General features: G+C 61.5%; 23 protein-coding genes and 1 tRNA gene. 10 read left to right on the top strand and 14 right to left on the bottom strand.

Annotated features, from left to right (window positions below; genetic code table 11):
• Positions 1-62 precede the first annotated feature (62 nt).
• The gene (locus NKJ67_RS06080; RefSeq protein WP_352580815.1) at positions 63-2,117 is read left to right on the top strand and encodes a M3 family metallopeptidase; all 2,055 of its coding nucleotides are present in this window, start codon (positions 63-65) and stop codon (positions 2,115-2,117) included.
• A 146-nt stretch (positions 2,118-2,263) separates the two neighbouring features.
• On the opposite strand, the gene NKJ67_RS06075 is transcribed toward NKJ67_RS06080, so the two are convergent.
• The 4 genes from NKJ67_RS06075 to NKJ67_RS06060 form a co-directional block, all read right to left on the bottom strand.
• Complete coding sequence (locus NKJ67_RS06075; RefSeq protein WP_352580814.1) at positions 2,264-3,757, bottom strand: M81 family metallopeptidase; 1,494 nt, start codon at positions 3,755-3,757, stop codon at positions 2,264-2,266.
• Between the two features lie 24 nt (positions 3,758-3,781).
• Positions 3,782-4,606 (bottom strand): carbohydrate ABC transporter permease, encoded by an 825-nt coding sequence (locus NKJ67_RS06070; protein WP_013528984.1) that lies wholly within the window; start codon positions 4,604-4,606, stop codon positions 3,782-3,784.
• A complete protein-coding gene (locus tag NKJ67_RS06065) occupies positions 4,603-5,472 on the bottom strand; it encodes a carbohydrate ABC transporter permease (RefSeq protein ID WP_023811708.1) in 870 nt (289 codons plus the stop codon). Before NKJ67_RS06065 ends, NKJ67_RS06070 begins: the two co-directional genes overlap by 4 nt.
• A 160-nt stretch (positions 5,473-5,632) precedes the next feature.
• Positions 5,633-6,865, bottom strand: coding sequence for an ABC transporter substrate-binding protein (locus NKJ67_RS06060; RefSeq protein WP_127397148.1), 1,233 nt, complete (start codon positions 6,863-6,865; stop codon positions 5,633-5,635).
• 178 nt (positions 6,866-7,043) lie between these two features.
• Here NKJ67_RS06060 and NKJ67_RS06055 point away from each other — a divergent pair, with 178 nt between their 5' ends.
• The 3 genes from NKJ67_RS06055 to NKJ67_RS06045 are packed head-to-tail and all read left to right on the top strand — an operon-like array spanning position 7,044 to position 9,812.
• The gene (locus NKJ67_RS06055; RefSeq protein ID WP_352580813.1) at positions 7,044-7,850 is read left to right on the top strand and encodes an SDR family oxidoreductase; all 807 of its coding nucleotides are present in this window, start codon (positions 7,044-7,046) and stop codon (positions 7,848-7,850) included.
• A gap of 2 nt (positions 7,851-7,852) precedes the next feature.
• The gene (locus NKJ67_RS06050) at positions 7,853-8,920 is read left to right on the top strand and encodes an ABC transporter ATP-binding protein (protein WP_127329802.1); all 1,068 of its coding nucleotides are present in this window, start codon (positions 7,853-7,855) and stop codon (positions 8,918-8,920) included.
• Between the two features lie 10 nt (positions 8,921-8,930).
• Positions 8,931-9,812, top strand: coding sequence for a MurR/RpiR family transcriptional regulator (locus NKJ67_RS06045; RefSeq protein WP_352580812.1), 882 nt, complete (start codon positions 8,931-8,933; stop codon positions 9,810-9,812).
• A 19-nt stretch (positions 9,813-9,831) separates the two neighbouring features.
• Here NKJ67_RS06045 and NKJ67_RS06040 read toward each other — a convergent pair whose 3' ends face one another.
• Both NKJ67_RS06040 and NKJ67_RS06035 read right to left on the bottom strand, forming a co-directional pair.
• Positions 9,832-10,149, bottom strand: coding sequence for a DUF167 family protein (locus tag NKJ67_RS06040; RefSeq protein WP_127322139.1), 318 nt, complete (start codon positions 10,147-10,149; stop codon positions 9,832-9,834).
• A gap of 13 nt (positions 10,150-10,162) precedes the next feature.
• A complete protein-coding gene (locus tag NKJ67_RS06035) occupies positions 10,163-10,453 on the bottom strand; it encodes a YggT family protein (protein ID WP_023811703.1) in 291 nt (96 codons plus the stop codon).
• 256 nt (positions 10,454-10,709) lie between these two features.
• Between NKJ67_RS06035 and NKJ67_RS06030 the strand changes: the two genes are divergently transcribed.
• Positions 10,710-10,785 (top strand) — tRNA-Ala (locus tag NKJ67_RS06030).
• Positions 10,786-10,992: 207 nt separating this feature from the next.
• A complete protein-coding gene (locus NKJ67_RS06025; RefSeq protein ID WP_352580811.1) occupies positions 10,993-11,505 on the top strand; it encodes an SUKH-3 domain-containing protein in 513 nt (170 codons plus the stop codon).
• 606 nt (positions 11,506-12,111) lie between these two features.
• On the opposite strand, the gene NKJ67_RS06020 is transcribed toward NKJ67_RS06025, so the two are convergent.
• The 8 genes from NKJ67_RS06020 to NKJ67_RS05985 all read right to left on the bottom strand — a co-directional run bounded on the left by NKJ67_RS06020 (position 12,112) and on the right by NKJ67_RS05985 (position 18,536).
• Entirely contained in the window at positions 12,112-12,516 is a 405-nt protein-coding gene (locus NKJ67_RS06020) for a hypothetical protein (protein ID WP_352580810.1), read from the bottom strand.
• A 41-nt stretch (positions 12,517-12,557) separates the two neighbouring features.
• Positions 12,558-13,040, bottom strand: a complete 483-nt coding sequence (locus NKJ67_RS06015; protein WP_352580809.1) for a hypothetical protein — start codon at positions 13,038-13,040, stop codon at positions 12,558-12,560.
• 113 nt (positions 13,041-13,153) lie between these two features.
• On the bottom strand, positions 13,154-13,477 hold the full coding sequence (locus NKJ67_RS06010) for a hypothetical protein (protein ID WP_352580808.1): 324 nt from the start codon (positions 13,475-13,477) through the stop codon (positions 13,154-13,156).
• Entirely contained in the window at positions 13,474-14,016 is a 543-nt protein-coding gene (locus NKJ67_RS06005) for a hypothetical protein (RefSeq protein WP_352580807.1), read from the bottom strand. Before NKJ67_RS06005 ends, NKJ67_RS06010 begins: the two co-directional genes overlap by 4 nt.
• Before the next feature lie 326 nt (positions 14,017-14,342).
• The gene (locus NKJ67_RS06000; protein ID WP_352580806.1) at positions 14,343-14,996 is read right to left on the bottom strand and encodes a hypothetical protein; all 654 of its coding nucleotides are present in this window, start codon (positions 14,994-14,996) and stop codon (positions 14,343-14,345) included.
• 406 nt (positions 14,997-15,402) lie between these two features.
• Positions 15,403-16,062 carry a recombinase family protein gene (locus NKJ67_RS05995; RefSeq protein WP_352580805.1) on the bottom strand — a complete coding sequence of 220 codons (660 nt, stop codon included), beginning with the start codon at positions 16,060-16,062 and terminating at the stop codon, positions 15,403-15,405.
• A gap of 294 nt (positions 16,063-16,356) precedes the next feature.
• Positions 16,357-17,097 (bottom strand): hypothetical protein, encoded by a 741-nt coding sequence (locus NKJ67_RS05990; RefSeq protein WP_352580804.1) that lies wholly within the window; start codon positions 17,095-17,097, stop codon positions 16,357-16,359.
• Positions 17,098-17,177: 80 nt separating this feature from the next.
• Complete coding sequence (locus NKJ67_RS05985) at positions 17,178-18,536, bottom strand: site-specific integrase (protein ID WP_352580803.1); 1,359 nt, start codon at positions 18,534-18,536, stop codon at positions 17,178-17,180.
• A 465-nt stretch (positions 18,537-19,001) separates the two neighbouring features.
• On the opposite strand from NKJ67_RS05985, the gene NKJ67_RS05980 reads away from it, so the two are divergent.
• The 4 genes from NKJ67_RS05980 to NKJ67_RS05965 all read left to right on the top strand — a co-directional run bounded on the left by NKJ67_RS05980 (position 19,002) and on the right by NKJ67_RS05965 (position 21,832).
• Positions 19,002-19,751 carry a helix-turn-helix domain-containing protein gene (locus NKJ67_RS05980; RefSeq protein ID WP_127268065.1) on the top strand — a complete coding sequence of 250 codons (750 nt, stop codon included), beginning with the start codon at positions 19,002-19,004 and terminating at the stop codon, positions 19,749-19,751.
• A gap of 530 nt (positions 19,752-20,281) precedes the next feature.
• A complete protein-coding gene (locus NKJ67_RS05975) occupies positions 20,282-21,244 on the top strand; it encodes a SagB/ThcOx family dehydrogenase (RefSeq protein WP_236382936.1) in 963 nt (320 codons plus the stop codon).
• 68 nt (positions 21,245-21,312) lie between these two features.
• A complete protein-coding gene (locus tag NKJ67_RS05970) occupies positions 21,313-21,567 on the top strand; it encodes a hypothetical protein (protein ID WP_127268063.1) in 255 nt (84 codons plus the stop codon).
• Between the two features lie 4 nt (positions 21,568-21,571).
• The gene (locus NKJ67_RS05965; protein ID WP_127329798.1) at positions 21,572-21,832 is read left to right on the top strand and encodes a hypothetical protein; all 261 of its coding nucleotides are present in this window, start codon (positions 21,572-21,574) and stop codon (positions 21,830-21,832) included.
• Positions 21,833-21,892 lie beyond the last annotated feature (60 nt).

Here is a 21,892-nt window from a genome sequence, read left to right as displayed (position 1 = left end):
GAGGCCTCGCCCTACATCGGGGACGACCAAACCTCTCCCCGTCAACGATCGAAAGACTGTCCATGCCTTCCACGAAAGCCGTCGACCTCGCCGCCCATCCGCTGACCGCGTGGCAAGGGCCGCTCGGCCTGCCCGATTTCACGCGCATTGGCGATGGCGACTTTTCCCCGGTCTTCGACGCGGCGCTGAAGGCGCACGAGGCCGAGATCGAGGCGATCGCCGGCAACAAGGATGCGCCGACCATCGAGAACACGCTTGCCGCGCTGGAACTCGGCGGCGAAGCGCTCGATCGCGTCTCGTCGATCTTCTGGTGCCGCGCCGGCGCCTACACCAACGAGACGATCCAAGCGCTGGAGCGCGACATCTCGCCGAAAATGTCCAGGCATTTCTCGGCGATTTCGATGAATGAGCGGCTGTTTGCCCGCATCGACGATCTCTACCAGCGCCGCGAGAGCCTGAAGCTCGACGCAGAGACCCTGCGGGTCCTGGAAAAGACCTGGAAGGGTTTTGTCCGCTCCGGCGCCAAACTCGATGCCGACGGCAAGAAGCGGCTGGCCAAGATCAGCGAGGAATTGTCCTCGCTCGGTACCAGCTTCGGCCAGAATGTGCTGGCCGACGAGAGCGACTGGGCACTGTTCCTCGATGAGGCCGACCTTGCCGGCCTGCCGGACTTCGTGAAAAGCTCGATGGCCGAAGCCGCCGAGATACGCGGCCAGAAGGGCCGCTACGCCGTCACCCTGTCGCGCTCGATCTACGAGCCGTTCTCGACCTTCTCCGAGCGCCGCGATCTGCGCGAGATCGCCTTCCGCGCCTTCACCATGCGCGGCCAGAATGGCGGCGCCACCGACAACACGAACGTGGTGCGCGACATGCTGCGCCTGCGCGCCGAGAAGGCAAAGCTGCTCGGCTACGCCTCCTTCGCCGCGCTGAAGCTCGACGACACCATGGCCAAGACACCGAAGGCCGTGCACGCGCTGCTCGACCCGGTGTGGGAAAAGGCGCTTGAGAAGGCAGCAAGCGACCAGATCGAATTGCAACGGTTGGCGACGGAGGCCGGCAGCAACGAAAAATTCGCTGCCTGGGACTGGCGTTTCTACCAGGAGAAACTGCGCGCGGAAAAATTCGCCTTCGACGAGGCGGAACTGAAGCCCTATTTGCAGCTCGACCGCATCATCGACGCTTGCTTCGATGTGGCGACACGGCTGTTCGGCATCACCTTCGAGGAGAAGAAGGGCATCGCTGCCTGGCACCCCGACGCCCGCGTCTTCGTGGTGAAAAATGCCGACGGCAGCGAGCGCGGCCTGTTCCTCGCCGATTATTTCGCCCGGCCCTCGAAGCGCTCCGGCGCCTGGATGAGCGCGCTGCAGTCCGGCTACAGGTTCGGCCACGGTGCGAGCCCGGTCATCTACAACATCATGAACTTCGCCAAGCCGCCGGCCGGCGAGCCCGCGCTGCTGTCGGTCGACGAGGCGAAGACGCTGTTCCACGAGTTCGGCCACGCGCTGCACGGCATGCTGACCGACGTCACCTGGCCGTCGGTAGCCGGCACCTCGGTCAGCCGCGACTTCGTCGAATTGCCCTCGCAGCTCTACGAGCACTGGCTGACCGTGCCGGCGGTGCTGGAAAAACACGCGCTGCACGTCAAGACCGGCAAGCCGATGCCCAAGGCGCTGCTCGACAAGATGCTGGCCGCGCGGACTTTTGGCGCTGGCTTTGCAACAGTAGAGTTCACCGCATCCGCGCTGATGGACATGGCTTATCACGCACGGCCGGATGCGCCTGAAGTACCACTTCGTTTCGAAACCGAAACGCTTGCAGAGCTGCACATGCCGGACACCATAGCCATGCGTCACCGCACCCCGCATTTCGGCCACGTCTTCTCCGGCGACGGCTATTCGGCCGGCTATTATTCCTACATGTGGTCGGAAGTGCTCGATGCGGACGCTTTCGCCGCCTTCGAGGAGACCGGCGACCCCTTCAACCCGGCGCTCGCCGAACGGCTGCGCAAGAACATCTACGCCGCCGGCGGTTCGAAGGATCCGGAAGAACTCTACACCGCCTTCCGCGGCAAGATGCCGTCGCCCGAAGCGATGATGGTGAAGCGGGGATTGGTGTAGCACCGGATAATCTCCCCCCTCGAGGGGAAATGGCCGCGAAGCGGCCAGAGGGGGTCGGTTCGACCGGGCTCGGCCTGTTGCGGCAGAAGAAGGTTGGCGCATTATGTCAGGCGACCCGCTCTGTCGCCTTCAGCGACATCTCCCCCTCAAGGGGGGAGATTGCCAGCATCCTTCCAAGGATCCGTCACCCTTGGCCACACCGGCCGCGTCAGCTTGGTATAATTCGTCACCGCCGGATTGCTGGGATACGAGCTCGGCGCCGAGACATAGATGATCTCGGCGGCGATCGGCTCGAAGCCGGCGTAGAAATGATTGGTCGACTTGATCAGCAGTATGTCCTTGGCCATCGGATCGACGCCGATGTTGGAAAAGATATCCGGCTCGAAGGTCTGCGTGCGATTGGTGTTGAGGATGATGTCGACCTCGGTGCCTTCGAAGCGGACCAGCGCCGTCGGCCCCAGCGTCACCCGGCTTGGCCCGAAACTCTGCCAACCCTCCGCAACCGCTTTCAGCACGCGCACGCGCGCGTCGATCGGCTCGCCGGCCTGCGGCCCGGCCTTGCCGCCGAAGCGCAGGTCGATGACCGCGCCCTCGCCCGCCGCCAGGCAGAAGGTGACCGCGATCGGATCCCAGATCGTCGCCACGGCGAACTTGTCCAGGCCACGCGCCAGCATCTGGCGCAGCACGAAGGTGCCGTCGCCGGGCACACCGCCGCCGGGATTGTCCCAGATATCGGCGATGACCACCGGCTTGCCGGGATTCTCGCCGCGCACGGCCAGCGCCCGGTCGATGCCGTTGGCGGCGCTCAGCATGGTCATCGCCGTCTTTTCGCGCAGCGCGTAGAGTTCCCGCCCCAGCCGCTCCGCCAGCGCGTCACCCTTGGCCTTGTCATTGTCGGTGACGACCAGGATGCGCGTGCCCATTTCGGCCACGTCGGCCGCCATGAAGCCATGGATGACCGAGACCGACAGCACGCCGTCCTTGCCGTGCAGAGCCTTGATGCGGTCGACGAAGGAGCGCATCGGCTCGCGGCTGGTCGGCAGCACCTGGATCATGCGGCAATCGAAACTCGAGATGACCGGCTTGATCTCGCCCCTCGCCGCCGCAAGCCCAAGCTCGACGACGTGTTCGCCGCGCTCATAGAAATCGGTGTGCGGAAATTCGAGGAAGTAGGCGAGGATGTCGGAGGCCGCCACGCGCTTCGGTGTCAGATGGCTGTGCGGATCGAGTTCCACGGCGATCACCACCTCCGGCCCGACCATTGCGCGAACCCGTTCGAGCAGGTCGCCTTCGCAGTCGTCATAGCCTTGCGCCACCATGGCGCCATGCAGGCCGAGGATGACAGCATCGACCGGCAGCGCGGCCTCGATCTGGCCAAGGATCTCGTCGCGCAGAGCCTCATAGGTCTGCCGCTGCACCAGGCCGCCCGGCTCCGCCCAGGTGGCGGTGCCCTCGATGACATCGAGGCCTTCGGCCGCTGCCCGCCGGCGCAGCGCCACCATCGGCGAGGAGCACAGCGTCGGCGTGTCCGGATGTTTGCCGGGCCCGGCATAGAAGGCCATCTCGAACGAGGCCCTATCGGTCGGCACCGGCGAGAAGGTGTTGGTTTCCGTCGCCAGCGAGGCGGTGAAAATGCGCATGAAAGCTCCGTCCGTGAATAGGCGTTATTTGACCGCCCCGAGCGCCAGCCCGCGAACGAGGTAGCGCTGCAGCCAGATGAACAGGATGGCCACCGGCAAGGTCGCCAGCAGCGTCGCGGCCATGACGTGGTGCCATTCGATGGTGTAGCGGCCGGCGACCAGCGAAAACACCTGGATCGGCAGCGTATAGCTTTCCTGGCTGCGCAGCATGGTGAGCGCCACGACGAATTCGTTCCAGGCATTGATGAAGGTGAAGATCGCGGTCACCGCGATCGCCGGCAGGCAGAGCGGCAGGAACACCTTGCGCAAGGTCAGCCAGCGGCCGGCGCCCTCCATCCAGGCGGCTTCCTCGAGATCGCGCGGAATGGTGTCGAAATAGCTCTGCAGCATCCACACCGTGAAGGCGACGTTGAAGGCCATGTAGATGAAGCCGAGCGCCGTCGTGCTCTCGACCAAGCCCCAAGCCGCCATCAGCCGGAACAGGCCAAGCACCAGCACGATCGGCGAGATCATCTGCGAAATCAGCAGGAACTGGCGCAAGGCGCCGTAGCCGGCAAAGCGGAAGCGCGACATCGCATAGGCCGCCGGAACCGAGATCAGGATGGCGCCGACGGTGGCGATCACAGACACGTAGAGCGAATTGAGCAGCGCTTGGCCAAAGCCGGTCGCCACCCACATGTCGGAAAAATTCGACCAGCGGAATTCGCTCGGCCACCAGGTCGGCGACAGCACTTCCTGCCTCGGCTTGACCGCGGTCAGGAACATCACCGCGAAGGGAAAGAGCGTCACCACGATCAGCGGCGCCAGCAGCAGCCAGGCGATGATGGAGCGTTTCAGCTTGCTCGTCATGTGCGTTGCTCCCGCATCGCCAGCCGCACATAGATCATGGTGAAGACCAGCAATATGGCGAACATCACCAGCGACACCGCCGATGCTTCGCCCAGCTTGCCGATGCGGAAGGCCAGCTTGTAGAGATGGGTGACCAGGATATCGGTCGAGTTGGCCGGGCCGCCCTGCGTCATCACCCAGATGATCGGGAAGGAATTGAAGACGTAGATGGTGTTGAGCACGATGGCGATGTTGATGAACGGTTTCAGGAGCGGAAAGGTGATTTCGCGGAACTGCTGCAGCGGCGTCGCCCCTTCGAGCGCCGCCGCCTCGTAGAGATCGTCCGGAATCGACGACAGCCCGCCGAGAAAGATCGTCGTCGTGAACGGCACCGTCACCAGGATACCGATCAGCACCTGCATCGGGAAAGCGGTCTCGGCGCTCGCCAGCCATTGGATGTTGTGATCGATGAGCCCGAGGCCGATCAGCGCCGAATTGAGCATGCCGCTTTCGCCGCTCAGCGCCCAGCGCCAGACCACCGCGGTCATGGTCAGCGACACCGCCCAGGGCAGCATGATGATGACGCGGGCGATGCCGCGGCCATAGAAATCGGTGTTGAGGATCATCGCCACCGGGATCGACAAGAGAAGCGCACCGCCGACCACCATCACCGTCCATTGGCCGGTGCGCCAGAGCGCGGCCGTGAAATCGGGATCGGCAGCGAGTGCCGCGAAATTGGCGAAGTCGTTGAAGTCGCGAAGCTGGCCGAAGCGGCTGACCTCATGCGTCGAGATCTGGATCAGGTCCCAGACCGGCCAGAAGATGACCACCGCCGCCAGAAACAGGCTGGGCAAGGTCAGGAGATAGGGCAAGAAACGATTTTGCATCTGCTGGCCTGCAACCTCGGCGTGCTGGATCAGAAGGTTCTGCTTATGCGAATTTCGGATCCGCCGCACCGGGCCGGGAACCTAGGTGTGGCGCGCCCCGCCTGAGTCTGGGGCGCGCCACGGGCGCAGGGAGATACGCCTTATTTCTTCAGCACGGCCCCTATTTCTTCAGCACGGTGTTGGCCTTGGCGGCCGCGTCCTTCAAGCCTGCCTCGGGGTCGCCGCCGAGATAGATCTTCTGCATGGCGTCCGACGTGATCTGGGCGACTTCTTCCCAGCCCGGAATGACCGGCGCGAAGCGGGCGTCGGGCAGCAGCGCGGTGAACGCCGCCAGATCGGCATTGTTGACGTAGTAGTCCATCTTGGCCTCTTCCTTGTTCACCGGCAGGAAGCCTTCGCCTTGCGTGAACTTGGCGCGCTGCTCCGTGGTGAACAGGAAATCGAGCAGCTTCCAGGCTTCGTCCTTGTTCTTGGAGTTCTTGAACATGATGATGGAATCGGTCACGCCATAGGTGCCGCGCGCGCCGGTCGGGCCGGCGGGGATGGCTGCCACGCCGTATTTCAGGTTCGGCGCCTCGTCCTTGATCTGGTTGGACAGGAAGGGTGCGGTGATCATCATGCCGACCTTGCCCTGCTTGAACAGGTTCTGCACGTCTTCGCGGTTGTTGGAGGTGACGCCGGGTTCGGTCAGGCCTTCGTCGATCATCGACTTGTAGAGCTTGGCCGCTTCAAGCGCACCTGGCGTGCTCAGGCCCGAAGTGCCGTCCTTGTTGAGGATCTCGGTGCCCTGCGACCACATCGCATAATAGTAATAGACGTCGGTCTCGATCTCCTTGCCCTGCAGGCCGAAGCCGAACGTGCCCGACCCCAGCGCCTTGATCTTGCGCGCATCTTCCTGCAGCTCGGTCCAGGTTGCCGGCGGCTTGGCGATGCCGGCTTTCTCGAACAGCTCCTTGTTGTAGTACATGGCGCGGGCCGAGGCCGCGATCGGCAGGCCATAGGTCTTGCCGTCCATGATCGAGGGCGACAGGAAGGTGTCGATGAAGCGGTCCTTGAAGTCGGGCTTGATGTAGCCGTCGAGCGGCTCGGCGACATCCTGCTGGACGAAGTCGATCAGCCAGCGCGTGCCGATGATCGACAGATCGGCATTGGTGCCGGCGGTGATGTCGGTGGTCAGCTTCTGCAGCAGCACATCCCACGGCACCACTTCGAACTTGACGGTGATGCCGGGGTTCGCCGCCTCGAATTCCTTCTTGACGTCGGCGAAATAGGGAGCAGTCTTGGCGCTGTACTCGGCCACGGTGACCCGCACCTCGCCCGCATCCGCCTGCGCCGCAATTGCCAGCATGCTCATTCCGGCCATCAGGCCGACAGTCCATTTTGCAAGGCTCATTTGATCTCTCCCATTGATTTTGCGCCTGCGCGCCTCTTCGTGCCGGAACAGAAGATTATGTGACTTTCCTACATTATCGATGATTTGAAGGCTTGCAAGCGGATTATTCTGTTGCTTAATTACATTTACAGGCCTAGGCCTTATGCGATCTGTCAGAGCTCCCGGAGGATGACGCACGGTGGTTTCGCAATCCGAGTTCGAGGGCAGGGCCGAGTTCGAAGGCAGGGCCGAGTTCGAGGGCAAGACCGTCGTGGTGACGGGGGCCGGCGGCGGCCTCGGCACGGCCATCGTGGCGCTGATGGCGCAAAGAGGCGCCAGGGTCGTCGGTTGCGATCAGTCGAGCGAGGCGCTGAACAGTCCGCACCTTGCCTCCCGCCATGTCTTCGATCTTCTCGACAAGGCATCGATAGCGACGGCGATCGGCGCGATCCTCGACCGGGATGGTGTGCCCGACATTCTCGTCAACAATGCCGGCTGGACGCGTGCCGAGACGATTTCGGCGCTCGATCCCGACAGAATAGAGCAGGAACTCGATCTCAACCTGACTGGCGTGATGAATTTCGCCGACCCGCTGGTCAAGGCCATGGCTGGCCGCGGCTCGGGCAGCGTCGTCTTCATCTCCTCGGTCAACGCCATCGCGCATTTCGGCAATCCGGCCTATGCCGCGGCCAAGGCCGGCATCAACGCCTATGCAAAGGCGATCGCCGTCGAGCTCGGCCGCAGCGGCCTGCGCGCCAATGTCGTCTGCCCCGGATCGATCCGCACCGCCGCCTGGGACCACCGCCTTGCCAAGGATCCCGAAATCCTCGGCAAATTGCAGCGGCTCTATCCGCTCGGCCGCATCGTCAACGCCGCGGAAGTGGCGGAAGCCGTCGCCTTCCTTGCGTCCGATCGCGCATCGGGAATAACAGGCGTGGTGATGCCCGTGGACGCGGGACTGACCGCCGGCTGCCTGCCCTTCATCGACGACATATTGGGAGCGTGACAATGACCGATGTCGAGTTTCGCGATCTGTCGAAATCCTTCGGCCAGCACAAGATCCTCGAGAACATCAGCCTCGATATCAAGAGCGGCGAGTTCGTCGTCCTCGTCGGCCCGTCCGGCTGCGGCAAGTCGACCTTGCTGCGCATGCTGGCCGGCCTGGAGACGATCACCTCCGGCGACCTGTTGATCGGCGGCGTGCGCGCCAACGCGCTGCCGCCGCAGCAGCGCAACATCGCCATGGTGTTCCAGTCCTATGCGCTGTTTCCGCATCTGAAGGCAGCTGACAATATCGGCTTTGGCCCGAAGATCCGCGGCGAGACGCGCACGGTGATCGATGAGAAGGTCAAGAAAGCGTCCGGCGTCCTCAATCTCTTCTCCTATCTCGACCGCTATCCCCGCCAGCTGTCGGGCGGCCAGCGCCAGCGCGTCGCCATGGGCCGCGCCATCGTGCGCGAGCCGTCGGTGTTCCTGTTCGACGAGCCGCTGTCCAACCTCGACGCGCAATTGCGCGTGCAGATGCGCGTCGAGATCAAGGCGCTGCACCAGCGGCTGAAATCGACGATCGTCTACGTCACCCACGACCAGATCGAGGCCATGACGATGGCCGACCGCATCGTCGTGATGGACCGCGGCAGAATCCAGCAGGTCGGGGCGCCGCTGGAACTCTATGACAGGCCTGCCAACAAGTTCGTCGCCTCCTTCCTCGGCTCGCCGTCGATGAGCTTTGTGTCCGGTTCGCTCAAGACGGCGCTTGAGAAAACCTGGTTCGAATCGGCCGGTGGCGGGCGGCTTGCGCTTGCCGGCAAACAGGTGCCGGCGGACAGCGCGGTGGAGGCTGGCATCCGGCCCGAGCATTTTATCGTCGGCGAAGCTGTCGACGCGATGGCGATCAGGGTGGATGTCGTCGAGCCCACCGGTTCCGAAACACATGTCTATGGCGCTATCGGTGCTGATACGGTACGCGCCGTGTTCCGCGACAGGGTGCCGGTCAGGCCGGGAGACCTGCTGCCGGTCTCGGTCGACCCCGGCAACATCCATCTGTTCGACAAGGCAACGGGCCTGCCTCTATGAGAATAGCAGCATGAAGACGCCGGCCGACATCATCACGCGCCTGCAGCTGATGTCGCAGGACGGAACGAAGTCGGATCGCAAGCTGGCCGGCTTCGTGCTGGCAGACCTCGATTTCGTTTCCAAAGCGGCGATTTCGGAAATTGCCTTGCGCGTCGGTGTCAGCGAGCCGACGGTGACGCGGTTCTGCCGCAACCTCGGCTGCGAGGGGTTGCGCGACTTCAAATTCTATCTGGCGCAAGCCATCGCCATCGGCGGCCAGTATCTGTCGCCGGAGCCGTTGAGCCGCGATGCCCGCGAACAGCGCATCGCTTCCGCCATCACCGAAGCGGCGATATCGGCCATCCAGCGCGCCAGCGAAAACCTCGACATGACGACGCTGGTCGCCATCGCCGCACGCATCGCTGTTTCCGGTAATGTGCTGTGCATCGGCTCCGGTGGCATTTCGTCCATGATGGCGACCGAAATGCAGAACCGGCTGTTCAGGCTTGGCGTGTCGGTGCTGGCGCAGATCGACGGACAGTTGCAACGCATGTACGCCGCCGTTGCCACCCCCGACACCACGCTGATCGCCTTCTCCGTCTCCGGCTATGCCAGATCGGTCATCGATGCGGTGCAGGTCGCCCAGCAATATGGCGCCACCACGATCGCCATCACCCCGCCGGACTCCGCACTCGCCAAGGTCGCCGACACGGTCATCCATTTCCAGTCGCTCGAGGACGGCAATATCTACAAGCCGACATCGTCTCGCTATGCGCTGCTGTCGATCGTCGACATGATCGTCACCTCGGTCGCCGAGACACGCGGACCAAGGGTTTTGGAGAATCTGCGCCGCATCAAGCAGAGCGTGAACACATTGAAAGTCGACGATCCGCGTTTGCCATTGGGCGATTGAGCCCCTGCGGCCAAGGACATCAGGACTGGCGGCCGAGCGCCTCGATGCTTTTCGCCAATTTCGCCGGATCGCCTTCAATGCGCACGGTCTTCAGTCGCGCGGTGCCGCCGGCGACAACCGAGACAGCGGACCCGGGCACGCCCAGAGCCTTGGCCAGCAGCTTTTCGAGCGCATGATTGGCGGCGCCGTTTTCCGGCACGGCGCGGACACGCGCTTTCAGATGGCTTCGCCCGTCCGCCGTGGTCTCGAAGCCTTCGAGCCTGTCCAGCGCAGCCTTTGGCGTCAGCCGGACAAACAGCTCGGCGCCGTTTTCGCGCAGGCGAAACGGCGTGCTCATAAGGCTATCCTGCTCACAGGATCAGAGGCGCCACCGTGGTGAGCAGAAACTGCCGCAGGAAGAACAGGATCAGAAGCAGGATGATCGGCGAGATGTCGATGCCGCCAAGGTCCGGCATGAAGCGGCGGATCGGCCGCAACGCCGGCTCGGTCAGCCGGTAGAGCATGTTGCCGATGGAACCGACGAACTGGTTCTTCGAATTGACGACGTTGAAGGCGTAGAGCCAGGAAAAGATCGCCGAGGCGATGATGATCCACCAGTAGAGGTCAAGCGCCATGACGATTGTTTGAATGAGGGCGAGCATGCCGGTCTCCAATTGTTGCCGACATGTAGCCATTGCACGCGAAACCGGCAAGGGCCGCCTTTCTGTGGAGCGCCAATACCGGCCCGGTCGGACTGTAGGGCATGTCGCCGACACCCCAACGAAGGCGCGAATACACAAAACCGGCAAGGGCCGCTTTCCGCCGGCGCCAGCTCGACGCTTGACGGCACTGGATTTCGGCAAACCTCCGCCTTGACAGGAAACCGCGGCGCCCGATAAATGCGCCCATCCGCTGGACGGGGCTGTAGCTCAGCTGGGAGAGCGCGTCGTTCGCAATGACGAGGTCAGGAGTTCGATCCTCCTCAGCTCCACCAGCGGAATTTAGAAGGCATATCTCCCAGTAAAATCAACAAGATAGCCGAAATGGCCTTTTTAGTTTGGCCCACGCGTTTGGCCCACGTTTCAGGCCACATCTCCGGTCCATCGTCGCCGGTGTGTGCCCTTCGCCATTGTTCCGATCATCCCGAACGACCAAGTTCTACCCCATTGCAGACCTTGCAACTACCAACCATAAATTCAGAATGACAACTCTACCGACCACTGTTTTGCCGATCTTTGCCGCCGCCGGATGGTTTCCTGAGCGCAAGGTGCCTGTGCCCCCAGCGGTCCCGGCTAATCATCCGGTGGCTGCCATCCTCAGCGAGTTCGATGGCCTCAATGTCGGCAAGCTCGGCCCCGGGATGGAATGCGCCCGGAGCGATGTCAGCTTTGGCTGGCCTCCAGACGAAGGCTACGACGAAATTTCCGAAATTGGAGCCCTGCTTCAGACAGAGCTGGCTTGCTTTGCCACAGCTCACAACAATCACCAAAGCCTGTATATCGATGGAAGGGGCCGAGTATTTGTGGTGTCCCCGATTATGAGCGGCATCAGCTTAATGGGACGCACTTTTGGCGAAGCGATGGAGCGCGCCCTACTAGGCCGAAAGGCGTCACCCCTGCTTCTGCCATCACATGATAGAGTATCTTGGTATGGAGAGGTGCTTCTGCGTGGAAACCCTCAAATCATGAACATTGAGGAACTGGAGACGGGATAGGACGTCCGACTGCTTCCACCCAATTCGGCCGTTGCAGCAACACCCTCAGATGGTCGCGGGGAAACCTCAGCGCCACTCAGCGCAGCCTCTACGGGGCGGGCTCAATGAACCTAACAGGCAACGTTGCGGCGATCTCCTCAGCCATCCCCGGCAAGAGCCGTTCGAGGGCCTGACGGGTCCGCAAGTAGGACTGTGGTCGCCATGATGGCTGACCGCTGCGCGTTCCTGACCTGTACTGAATGATCCATTGGATTTGGTTGCGACATTCGATGATCCGGGTCGCCTTGGCCTCGCTGAAGTCCCATCTCAGGACTACGCGGGAATAGTTGTCTGCTTCCTCGCAAGCCGGATTAAGGGCGCGTGGGGTTCTGCTTCTGCTCACTGTCTGAATTGCCTTCCTGTTGCTGTGGTGTTGATGGTTTCCGGGGCTGCCGGGGCTGCGCTGAACGCGGTGAAGCAATCCGGGCGCACAATGTGCCTCCAGACCAAAGCGCCGCTGCGCGCAGGGTGTTTGAGTGGGGTAGAGCCCGAAGGGGGCTTTGAGCTTGGGGCAATGGTTCACCGGGGATGGCGACCTGACCCCCTTCGGGAATGGTGGTCCTGCTATTATATGCCTAGGTCGAGACGCATCTTGGCAGCGGCCTGAGCATGTCGGGTGAGCAATGCCCAATCCCCACGCACAACGGCCCGCCTAAACTCTGACAACTCGGCTTCGTCGATATGTTCTGACCAGCTTTCGAGGGTCAGCCCGACCGGCGCTAGGACGCTCCGTACAAGCCGCTGGGTAAACGCGGCCTCGACCACTTGGGCCTCCAACTGGTCCACGCCCGCCGCTTCAAAGTCGATCACGCCTGTTTCCGCGAAGGTGTCCACCACGGCCTGCTGAACCTCAACCGGCTGCGCTTCCGCCCAGCGGTTCAACGCCCTGTCAGCACCATCAGAAAGCTCTTGGTGCGTTGTCTCGGCTTTCTGTTCCGGTGTCAGATCGTCATCCCCCTGCTCAACCGCCACCTCCGGGGTTTCCCCCGAAGGCTGTTCTGGGGCGACTGAGCTTACCGGAAAGACCCGTAGCCGTAGGGCGCAACGGCCAGCTCGACCGCCGCCGCATAATCCTTGGCGCTGATCTCGCCCGCCTCGACCATCTGGCGGGCCTGCTTAGGTCCAAGCTGAATGCCTCCGATGGTCACCGGAAGGCTGTCGACAAGGGCGCGGGGCGGGATGGCGAAGGCACTGTTCGACGGGTCGGCTTTGGCGTTGATCTGCTCCACCGTCGTCTTGCCGTTGCTGATCGAGACCCTCTGGCTGAGTTGGCCGCGTTGCTGGGCCTGATACCATTGGTTGCCGGCTAACGAGACCTCCGTCGCGGCAGCGACCTGGGCCTTCACGCGATCCTCTTTCTCGGTGTAGTTGGCCACCGCTGCGGCGTGGCGCATCCTGTCGATATGTTCCGCCCGCTGGGCTGGGCTCATGTTCATGATCGCCTGCTCTGCTGCGGTCGGCGCGGCTGTGGGCTTGTGGCTGGCGTTCTCGTTCATCTGGGCTTCGCTGTATCTGGACATCTGGTCGTGTGTTCCTTTCAAAGGTGATGGTTCCCACAGCGGACTGCTGCGAGGTTTGGGTGCTGGTGGTGGTGATGGTGCTGAAGGCCTCAGCGGCGCGGCTGGAGCCCGTAGCTATGGACTGGTGGTGCTGGAGTGTGGTCGGCCCCTGAAGGCGCTACGGCAGGCCTTAGGGTGGCCGTGCGGGGGCGCAAGTACAGGTCGGCCATCCGCCGCATCATGTTCCCGCCTTCAAGCTCGCGATAGCCGTAGACCGCGTAGCATCGCCCGGCGACGATCAATGCATCGGGGATGCCGCAAAGCCGGTCGAGTTCGGATGGCTCCCCTTCCTCCATCTTCTCCAAGGCTCTGATGATAGCGAGGGCCTGATCTCGGGTCGGCCAATCTGCAAGGGCAGGAAGGAACTGGCTCATTGGCCTTCCCTGTGGTGCTGGAGCCACGGCGTCTTGGCGTGAGCCTTGGCGGTCCCGAAGCGAAAGAGGTGGTTGAGGTGTTGACCCCCATCACGCTCGTCGTCGTACCGGCCAAAGTCGCGGTCAGCGTCCCACCTCGGTCCAATCCAAGCCAGTGACTTGCGGATTAGGTCGAACTGGTCACGCTTGACCTGACCCAGCCGCTTCCATGCGAACTGCGCGTAGTGGATGGCGATGCCCTTCTCACGCCGCTTCTCACGTCGATCCGCGGCCGCCTTGATGGACTGGGTGCGCGCCTGTTTGGTCCTGAGAGAGAGCTTGGTGTCGGGGACGTTGCGATAGCCGGGGGCGTTGACGAGGTGCTGTTTCCAGTCAGTGCGGTCGCCTTGGGATGCCCTGAGGGCTGTCTTGGCCTGCCGCTTGGCGGTGACGGTGGCTATGGCAAGGGCGTCGTCGGGGTCGTGGTCCTGATCGTCTGGTGTGGTCTCTCGCTCATGCAGGAATAAGGCCCTGTCGAACGGTCGTGTGTCGTCGGTCATGTCATGCAGTTTCCTCTCGGGATTGTTGTCCGGTTGTCGCTTGGAAAAGGGGAGGCTGGCAGGGTCATTTTCAGCCGATGTAACGTCATGTGTAATAGGTACCTTGTAACGACACTTAAGATTCGCCCTGAGGGTTCACCTTGAGCTGGAGACATCCTGAGACCACCAGAAGAAAGAGGCGGAAGCCTCCCCCCAGCAGCCCACCTTCAGATTGACTTCTGGCCATCGCTCTAAGGTGTCAGACCACGGAGCTGAGGTGTTAATCAGAAGGTAGCCTCAAGGCTGAGACATCAGAGGGAGGGACTTCCGTCCGCTCCTGTGTCTGATCAACACGCTATGTCGACCATATCGGGCTCATGCGACACCTTGAGGTGACCCTTAAGTGTGACCCTGATCCGAGCATGGGCTTTGCTGATCTGGCCAGTTCGATTGCCGACATAGTGAGAGACCATCCGAGTGGACGCTCCCGTGATCCTGCTCATGTCAGCCTGAGCGACATTCGGGAAATGGTCGAGAAGCCATCTGACCTGACCCTCAGGGTCTAACTTGTGTCTGCGACCGACCATGAACTCGCCAAGCGCCACCTGAGCGGCCACCGCCACCGGACTGGACGTGATGTCGGTCTTGATTGTCTGGACAGCGTCCGCCCATCGCTGGTCGATCCATGCCTGTCCCTTGGGTGATATGACATCGAATGGACGTCCGACGATGGAGAAGACACGCTTCCCCAACCCTGACCTGACTGACTTCATGGTCAGCCGCCGCCGCGTGACGTGCTTCCTTTCGGCGAAAGAGGCATGCTTGGGAGTTTGGTCTTCAGTCTCGTGCTGGAGAATGCCGAGCCGAGACAGGACATCGCGGACCTGTTTGCGGCCGACGCCTTTGGTCTCGCCGTACTCGGTGAAGGTGATCCATGAGCCTATCGGTGCCTGGACGACTTCACCGGTGGTGCTGTCGATGGTCTCTGAGGTGTACTCCAAGTGGTCCTTTCTGGGGTCGGTTCCTGTTGGCTGTCGCTTCCGCAAATTGTCCCCTCAGGCTGCCTTGCGGTGCCGTTGGGGTCGACTTGAGGTGAGGGGTTGGTGCGGCTGTCGCCACGAAAGAGGCCGACGCGCAGACGAGCGCGTGAGGATTTCGGCTTCATAGTGCTAGTGTGTACCCTATCGGGTCGCGGGCCATTTTGGCTCGGTATAGCTAGTGGTGTCCCCATGGGATTTGGGGCCGTTTCGGTTGGTAGTGCCACGGTTCTCCCCATTAGTGGTCGCTAACGGACCCGCTCTATAAAGCTGGTGGTGTCCCTATTCGGTTTCGTAGTGCTACTGTTGTCCCTATTCGGCTTCATAGTGCTAGTGCAGTCCCTATGGCTTCCTTGCGCCACTGTTCACCCTAACCGGCTGCACCCCGATCCAAAGTCCGCTTGACCTGCATGGCCGTCCAAGCACCGCCTCGGGGCGTCTTAACACCCGCATCGTGCAGCGCCGCTGCAATGTCCCTCAGCGTCTTGCCAGCGTCCCTCAGCGGCTTCACCACATCCATCACCCGCCGCGCATCGGCATCCGCAGTCGCCTTCAAAGAGGCTATGCGTCCATCCAGCGACCCTGCCCTGTATCCGCCTAGTTTGACGCCCCGCGCCTTCGCAGACGCCAGTGCTGCCTTGGTCCGCTCTGATATGAACGTCCGTTCTTGCTCTGCCAGCGCCGCATATATGTGAAGCTGGAAGGGGTCGGCGTTCGGCATAGTCGCCACCCGTATCGCTGCCCGCTTCATGGCCCCCGCGATAAACTCGACATCACGGCTAAGTCTGTCCAGCTTGGAAACCAGAACCTCAGCCCCCAGCCGCTTCGCCAGCGCCAACGCCTTCGCCAACTCGGGGCGACTGTCGACCTTCCCCGACATCACATCCATGAACTCCCCGACAATCTCCCACGGCACATCCGAGAAGGCGTTCAGGAAGATGTCGATGTCACGCCGCTGCGCCTCAAGCCCAAGGCCGCTCTTGCCCTGCTCTGCGGTGCTAACTCGGGTGTAGATGACATAGCGCTTCATGGCCGTTCCTCTTGTGTGGAACCACGTCTATGCGGCCTTGTATCACAAGTCAATGGACGTTGCGCTTGATACAGACCATGCGCCCGCCCCGTCCAATCTCATCATGGGTGAAGCCTCAGCCGCAGCACTCGAGGCGACTGGGCGCAGCCTCCACGAGGCAAAGCGGTGCCGTCCAGAAGTCCTGAAGGTCGCCTGTGGTGGAACTGAAGGGGGCACGGGGGTGATCCCGCGCTGCACTATGTCTGATGGGTCGGGCGGATTTTTCCTTCTGACATTTCCGACCTTACTGCCGCTTTAGAACGGTATCTCGTCATCCAGTTCCCTGTGCTTCCGCTCCGGGGGTAGGCCGAAATCCGGTGCGGGAAGGGCGCGAGGCTTTGGCGGCAGTGATTTTGGCTGTGGCGGGGGGCCAAGCCTCTCAGTCTCAGCGTCTTCCGCAACCCTGTCGGCACCGAGCAAGCTGGTGATCGTGGCAATTGCGTTAGGGGCGTCGGAAAGAAACGAGGTCGTTCCAAATAATGTCGCGCTGACAATAGCCAAAATGGCCATGACTTTGCCGAACCCAACGCGTGGCTGTGACAGTTCGACCGAAAGTTCATTCAACTTGTCCAGCAACCCCTTGCGCTGCCCCTCGGGCAAATCGCTGTTGACGATGATGTCGCGCAACTTCGTAATTTGCTGTTCGATGCGCCCTCGGGTCTTGTTCGCGAGACGGACAGAGTATTCATCGGGTTTGCCAGCACCCCGCAGCCGAAACCGGGTGGCCACGCCTGCCGCCTTCAGGAGGAAGCTTTGAAAGCCATCATACGGCTCATCCAAGTTCCAAGGAAACTCAAGCCCGTCAACACCACACTCTGCGGCAGCAGCAGCCACCATACTCATGTACTGAAGCCTGATTAGCTGATCAAAATTGGGCGTCGTTTCACTCGTGATGAAACTGTTGAGGTTGCGCCGGCAGATTTCCTCGAAAGCAACGAACTTCTGCCCCAACTCGACTGGAAGAGACGCGTAGTCCTCCGGCGAAACAAGGTCCAATTCAGCCTCCTACCCCAACGTCACGTATATGTATTTGCATGGTGGGCGTTATTCCAGTCCCAATCCAAACCATCGACAGCTTAAGCGCGCTTCGGCAACTTCACGGCCTCGACACAGGCCCTGTTCTGCTCCTCCGATGCACCCTTCGTATAAGTGCCGAAGGTGATGTCCTTCTCACCCGGCACATGCCCTACAATGTCCTTGATTGTCTCCTTAGCGTGGCCAGCGTGGCGTGCCTGGGTGATGAACCAGCGCCTCGCGGAATGGAAGTTCACCGCGCTTCTGCGCTTCCCGTCGCGCACGTCATCTACCTTCAGGGCCTTGCGGTAGCGATTGAAGCGCTTCCCGAAGGTGTCGCCGGGGTCCCGCTCGCCGGCCAACTCCTGGAAGAGCCAATCCTTCGGTTTCTTGTCCTTGGTGCGCCGCTCAACGATGCCCTTCAAGTCGGGGTGTATCGGGACCTTCCTGGCGGCACTCCGGGTCTTGCCCTGCTGGATGTCGAACACATCGTCGTGGGCCTCCTCAACCCACAGCGTCACGACCTCCGCAAGCCGCATCCCCGAGAGGCATGAGATGCGCAGGGCGTCCTCGATCTGCTGCCGGAACTCAGTCCCCACCTCCTGCGGATAATCGCCATAGAGGAGCGTCTGCAATTCCTGCTCGGCGAACGCCCGCTCCCCGCTGTTCCTGTCCCCGCGCTCCACCCGCCGCTTGTTGTCAGGGAGCGTCTGGCCCAGCCACGGACTATCGACCGCCTTGCCATCCATGACCTTGCCTTCAACGTGGCCGCGCAGCGTGAGGTAATCCCAATAGCCCCGGAGCGCAGTCATGTGCTTCTTCGCGGTCCTGCGGTCCATCGGCTCAATGATCGCGGTGACGTACCGACCCACGGCCCTGCGGTTGATGTCGGGCAGCTTCAGAGCCTCTTTATCGCACCACCGTGCAAACCGCCTCACCAGCCCGCGCCGCTCGCCCGTGGTCTTGTCGGCGAGCCCTATGGCCTTCAGGTACGCTTCAACATGCTCGTCAACAGGCACCTTGCCGGTGAAGGCGTCCTCAAACTCTTTCCGCTCGTTCCCGCGAAGTCGGTCGCTCTCATCCTCCGCAAGTCCCATGGCGAAGTCCAACTGGCTGTGGTCATCGGTGGCCTTGAGGTCGGCCAGAGCTTCACGCCAGACCGTGCCGCGCTCTCGTGCTGACATCGTTGCAGGGCTGATCACCTTGCCCGCTGCGATGTCCCTGAAGCGGCTACGGATGTCACGCTCCACTTGGTCCCGGCGCTCCATTGCCACCCGCATGTCGCTGGTCTGGAGGCTTTCCCGGTAATGGGTCTTGCCGCCGAAGTGGCTTCGCAGGGCCACCGGAACCCCGATCTTGAACCACCATATCCGGCGCTTCAACTCGAGATGACGTCTGGCACTATTTCGCTGTTTCGGCATAGAAAACCCCCGGTTTGGCCCACGCATTTGGCCCACGTTCCGGGGGTCTATGGCACTGATTTACAAGGATTTCAACGACATAAGTGTCGCAGGCGTCGATCCTCCTCAGCTCCACCAGCGGAATAATTCTCCACGCTCCGCGCCAGATGCCCATCTCTGCGCCGTATGCAGTCCGCGACGCTCGTCCCGGCTTGCCCCCGCGGTTGGCATTTGCTGTGCCGGCGCGCCTTAAAAGGCCGCGCTACATCGCCTATTTCGCGATATCCGGCAAAACTTTTGTCAATTGGACTTATGGCGGAAGAGCTCGCTGATTGTTTCCGTTTTTTTTGGAAACCACCCCACTAAATTGACGTTACCAAATCAGTTTTTTCTGTGCGTTGTGACCAGGGCGTTTCGGCGGGGGCGACCGGAGACGCTATATCGATTTCGAGTCGAAATGAAAAATCCGCCTGCGGAAGCAAAGACGTGTCAATTCGCGACAATCTCGCTGCAAACCTTAGACGGCTGTGCAAGGACCATGCCTCCGTAAGTGCGGTATGCCGTGAGCTGCGCATCAATCGCACGCAGTTCGAACGCTATCTGCAAGGGCAGACCGTTCCCAACAAAGCTACCGCCAAGCTGATATGCGATTACTTTCGGATCGACGAAGCCGAACTGTACCAGGATCCCGGCGCACCCGAGCCGGCGATGCGTGGCCTGCCGCCGGTTTCCGAGAGCCTGTTCAACCAGATGATCCGCCCTCCCAGTCCTTCGATCGCGGGCGGCACCTATTTCACCTATTTCTCGATCCCGGGCCGCCTCGACCTCCTGATGCGCTCGGTGACCTTCGTGCGGCGCGAAGCCGAACTGGTCACCTTCCGAAGGGTCACCGGATGGTCGGAGCGCCGGGGATCGACCTGGGCACGAGCGCGCGGCAATCACTATGGCGTGGCGATCTCGCGGCTGAACTGGATCTATTTCAGCGGCATCAATCGCCGCCAGACCGGGGAGCCGTCGCTGATCTCCGTGCAATGGGCTCCCATCTCCGAACCGGTGCTGATGGGCAAGGCCATGCTTCTGACGGAGGCCGGCCCGGCATTCGTGTCCGTCATCATGCGGCGCGACATTGCCAACATCCACCCAAGGGATGCCATCAGCATGGCGCATGTCATCAATCTCGACGATCCGGGCGTCGATCAACTGGTTGTCAGCCTCACCCGGGACGGGTTGGGCTAACCCCTCGGATCGCCGTGTCTTACGCCAAATAAGAATAAGCGTACGCCAATTAAGCGTATGCCAACGATTGTCTACTCTGTATCTGAATAAAATCGATATTTTACACTTTAATGCCAGGAAAGATAATCCACGGGTCCGTCTTAGGATCGTGGTTTTACTATAATTTTAACAAACCATTAACTCTTCCGACCTTACCTTTCTTCACGCGGATCCCGTTCCGGGGGTCTTTCAACGGATCCCAAATTGGGGTCAGGAAAGGGATGAAAATGGCCAAGAAAGTGACCAATGCTCCGAAGCTGACGATTGCCGCCGGCACGCAGACCGTCTTCTTTTCGCAGGGCATGCACTACAACAAGCGCTGAAGCCGTTCTGCGCCGACGAGCGTCTTGCTTGTCGGCGCCTCGGCTCCACAGATGGCAATCAGCTTCATGAAAATGCGCTCTTCGAAAACGCTTGTTTTCTACCCCGGACCGAACAAGGTCACGGCATGCAACTTCCTGACCAGGAGCGTGTTTGAATGCAGTCCTGAGATGGTCGGCCTTCTCGCTTCGTGGGACAAATGGGCATCGACGGCGGACATTGCCCGCGCCCATGGATGGTCGAAGTCCGAGTTGAAGGCTGTCGTTCCCCAGTTGCTCGATTTCTCCGCGCTGGTCACAGCCGGATCGCCTCTGGCCGAGCAGGAGGAACAGTTTTCAGGACAATGGAGTTGGGGGCTTCCGACGGCGCTGATGCATTTCTGTGTCCAGGACAGCGAATACATGACCATCGAGCAAGCGGAAGAGCGGCAGATAGAACGCGCCGGCCATACGCCGCAGCCGAACCTCATGCTCAAGAATTCCGCAGGCGCCATCCAGCTGCCGAATGCACTGGAAGACAATGAACTTCTCAGCTTGATGGCGCGGCGCCGCACCAACCGCACGGCGGCTCAGCCCACCATCACGGCCAAACAGCTTTCCGATTGCCTGTTCGCAGGGCTCGGCATCATCGGCGAGACCGCCAATTGCGTTGGCACCCTGCCGCTCGGCATGACCCCTTCAGGCGGCGCGCGAAATCCCTATGAGGCCTATGTGGTCGCGCTCGGCGTCGATGGCCTCGAACCCGGTGTCTATCACTATTCCGCCGCGGATCACGACCTTGGCAGGATTTCCGCAAACCATCTGCCGAAAATCTCCGAACTGGTCGGCGGACAGGAGTGGGCCGACGCCATGCCGTGCCTTGTCCTGCTTTGCGCCAAGCTAGATCGCACGATGTGGAAATATGAGGACGCCAACGCCTATCGTGTCGTGCTGATCGAGGCCGGCCATATCGGCCAGAACATCATGCTGGCAGCGACCAATCATGGCCTGTCGGCATGTCCGACAGCCGCGCTCAGCCATTCCGCCATCAAGCGGCTGCTTGGTCTCGACAGTTTCACCGACGCACCGATCTATGCCTTGACCCTCTCGACGCCGGAAAGAGATCCGTCCACGGCGGGCCAGTCCATCAATTAGCCGACCAACTATGTGCATCACAGCCAGTAACGCGTTCCCTAGGGTATAACCAGAGACAGGAGCAGCACGTGCCAAATCAATCCTTACGCCAGTCGGAAATCGATAGCCTTCAATATATTTCGTCGATGACCAATGAGCTCGTGCAGATGGCCGAAGCAAGCCGTTTTCCGATGATCTCCTATCTGCTGGGCATGGCCTATGCAGAGGCCTTCGACGTTCTTCGCGGCGCACGGCCGGCCAGGCATGCGCAGCTCAGCGGCAACCCGCTGCACCCCAAGGCGCAGGCAAAGGACACTCGGGCCGCCCAGCCACGGAGAGCGTAGCGACATGCAATCGTCAGCGGCATGCGCGGTGGCCGGCTCGACCTCCCGGCCAAACCGCTGGGAGACGCTGTGCGCGTTGCAAAGCCTGCTGCCGTTGCTGAAGAAGGCCGCGACGGACCTGCGCCGCGCCGACATGGTCTACTGGTTCGAGCAGGCCGATGCCGAGGTCGCCAACATCATCAGGGGCCACCCCTCCGATGCAACCGCAATCCCGGCCCTGATTGCATCCTGCCCGCAGGACCGGCATCCGGTCGCTCAAGCTTGATGCCAAACGCGACGCGTTCATTGGCGCCGCTGAAAATGCTCTGATCACCAGTTTTTCAAT

It is taken from the genome of Mesorhizobium sp. M0088 (genome assembly GCF_040322895.1).
Taxonomy (GTDB): domain Bacteria; phylum Pseudomonadota; class Alphaproteobacteria; order Rhizobiales; family Rhizobiaceae; genus Mesorhizobium.
This window is presented reverse-complemented; position numbering and strand designations above follow the sequence as displayed.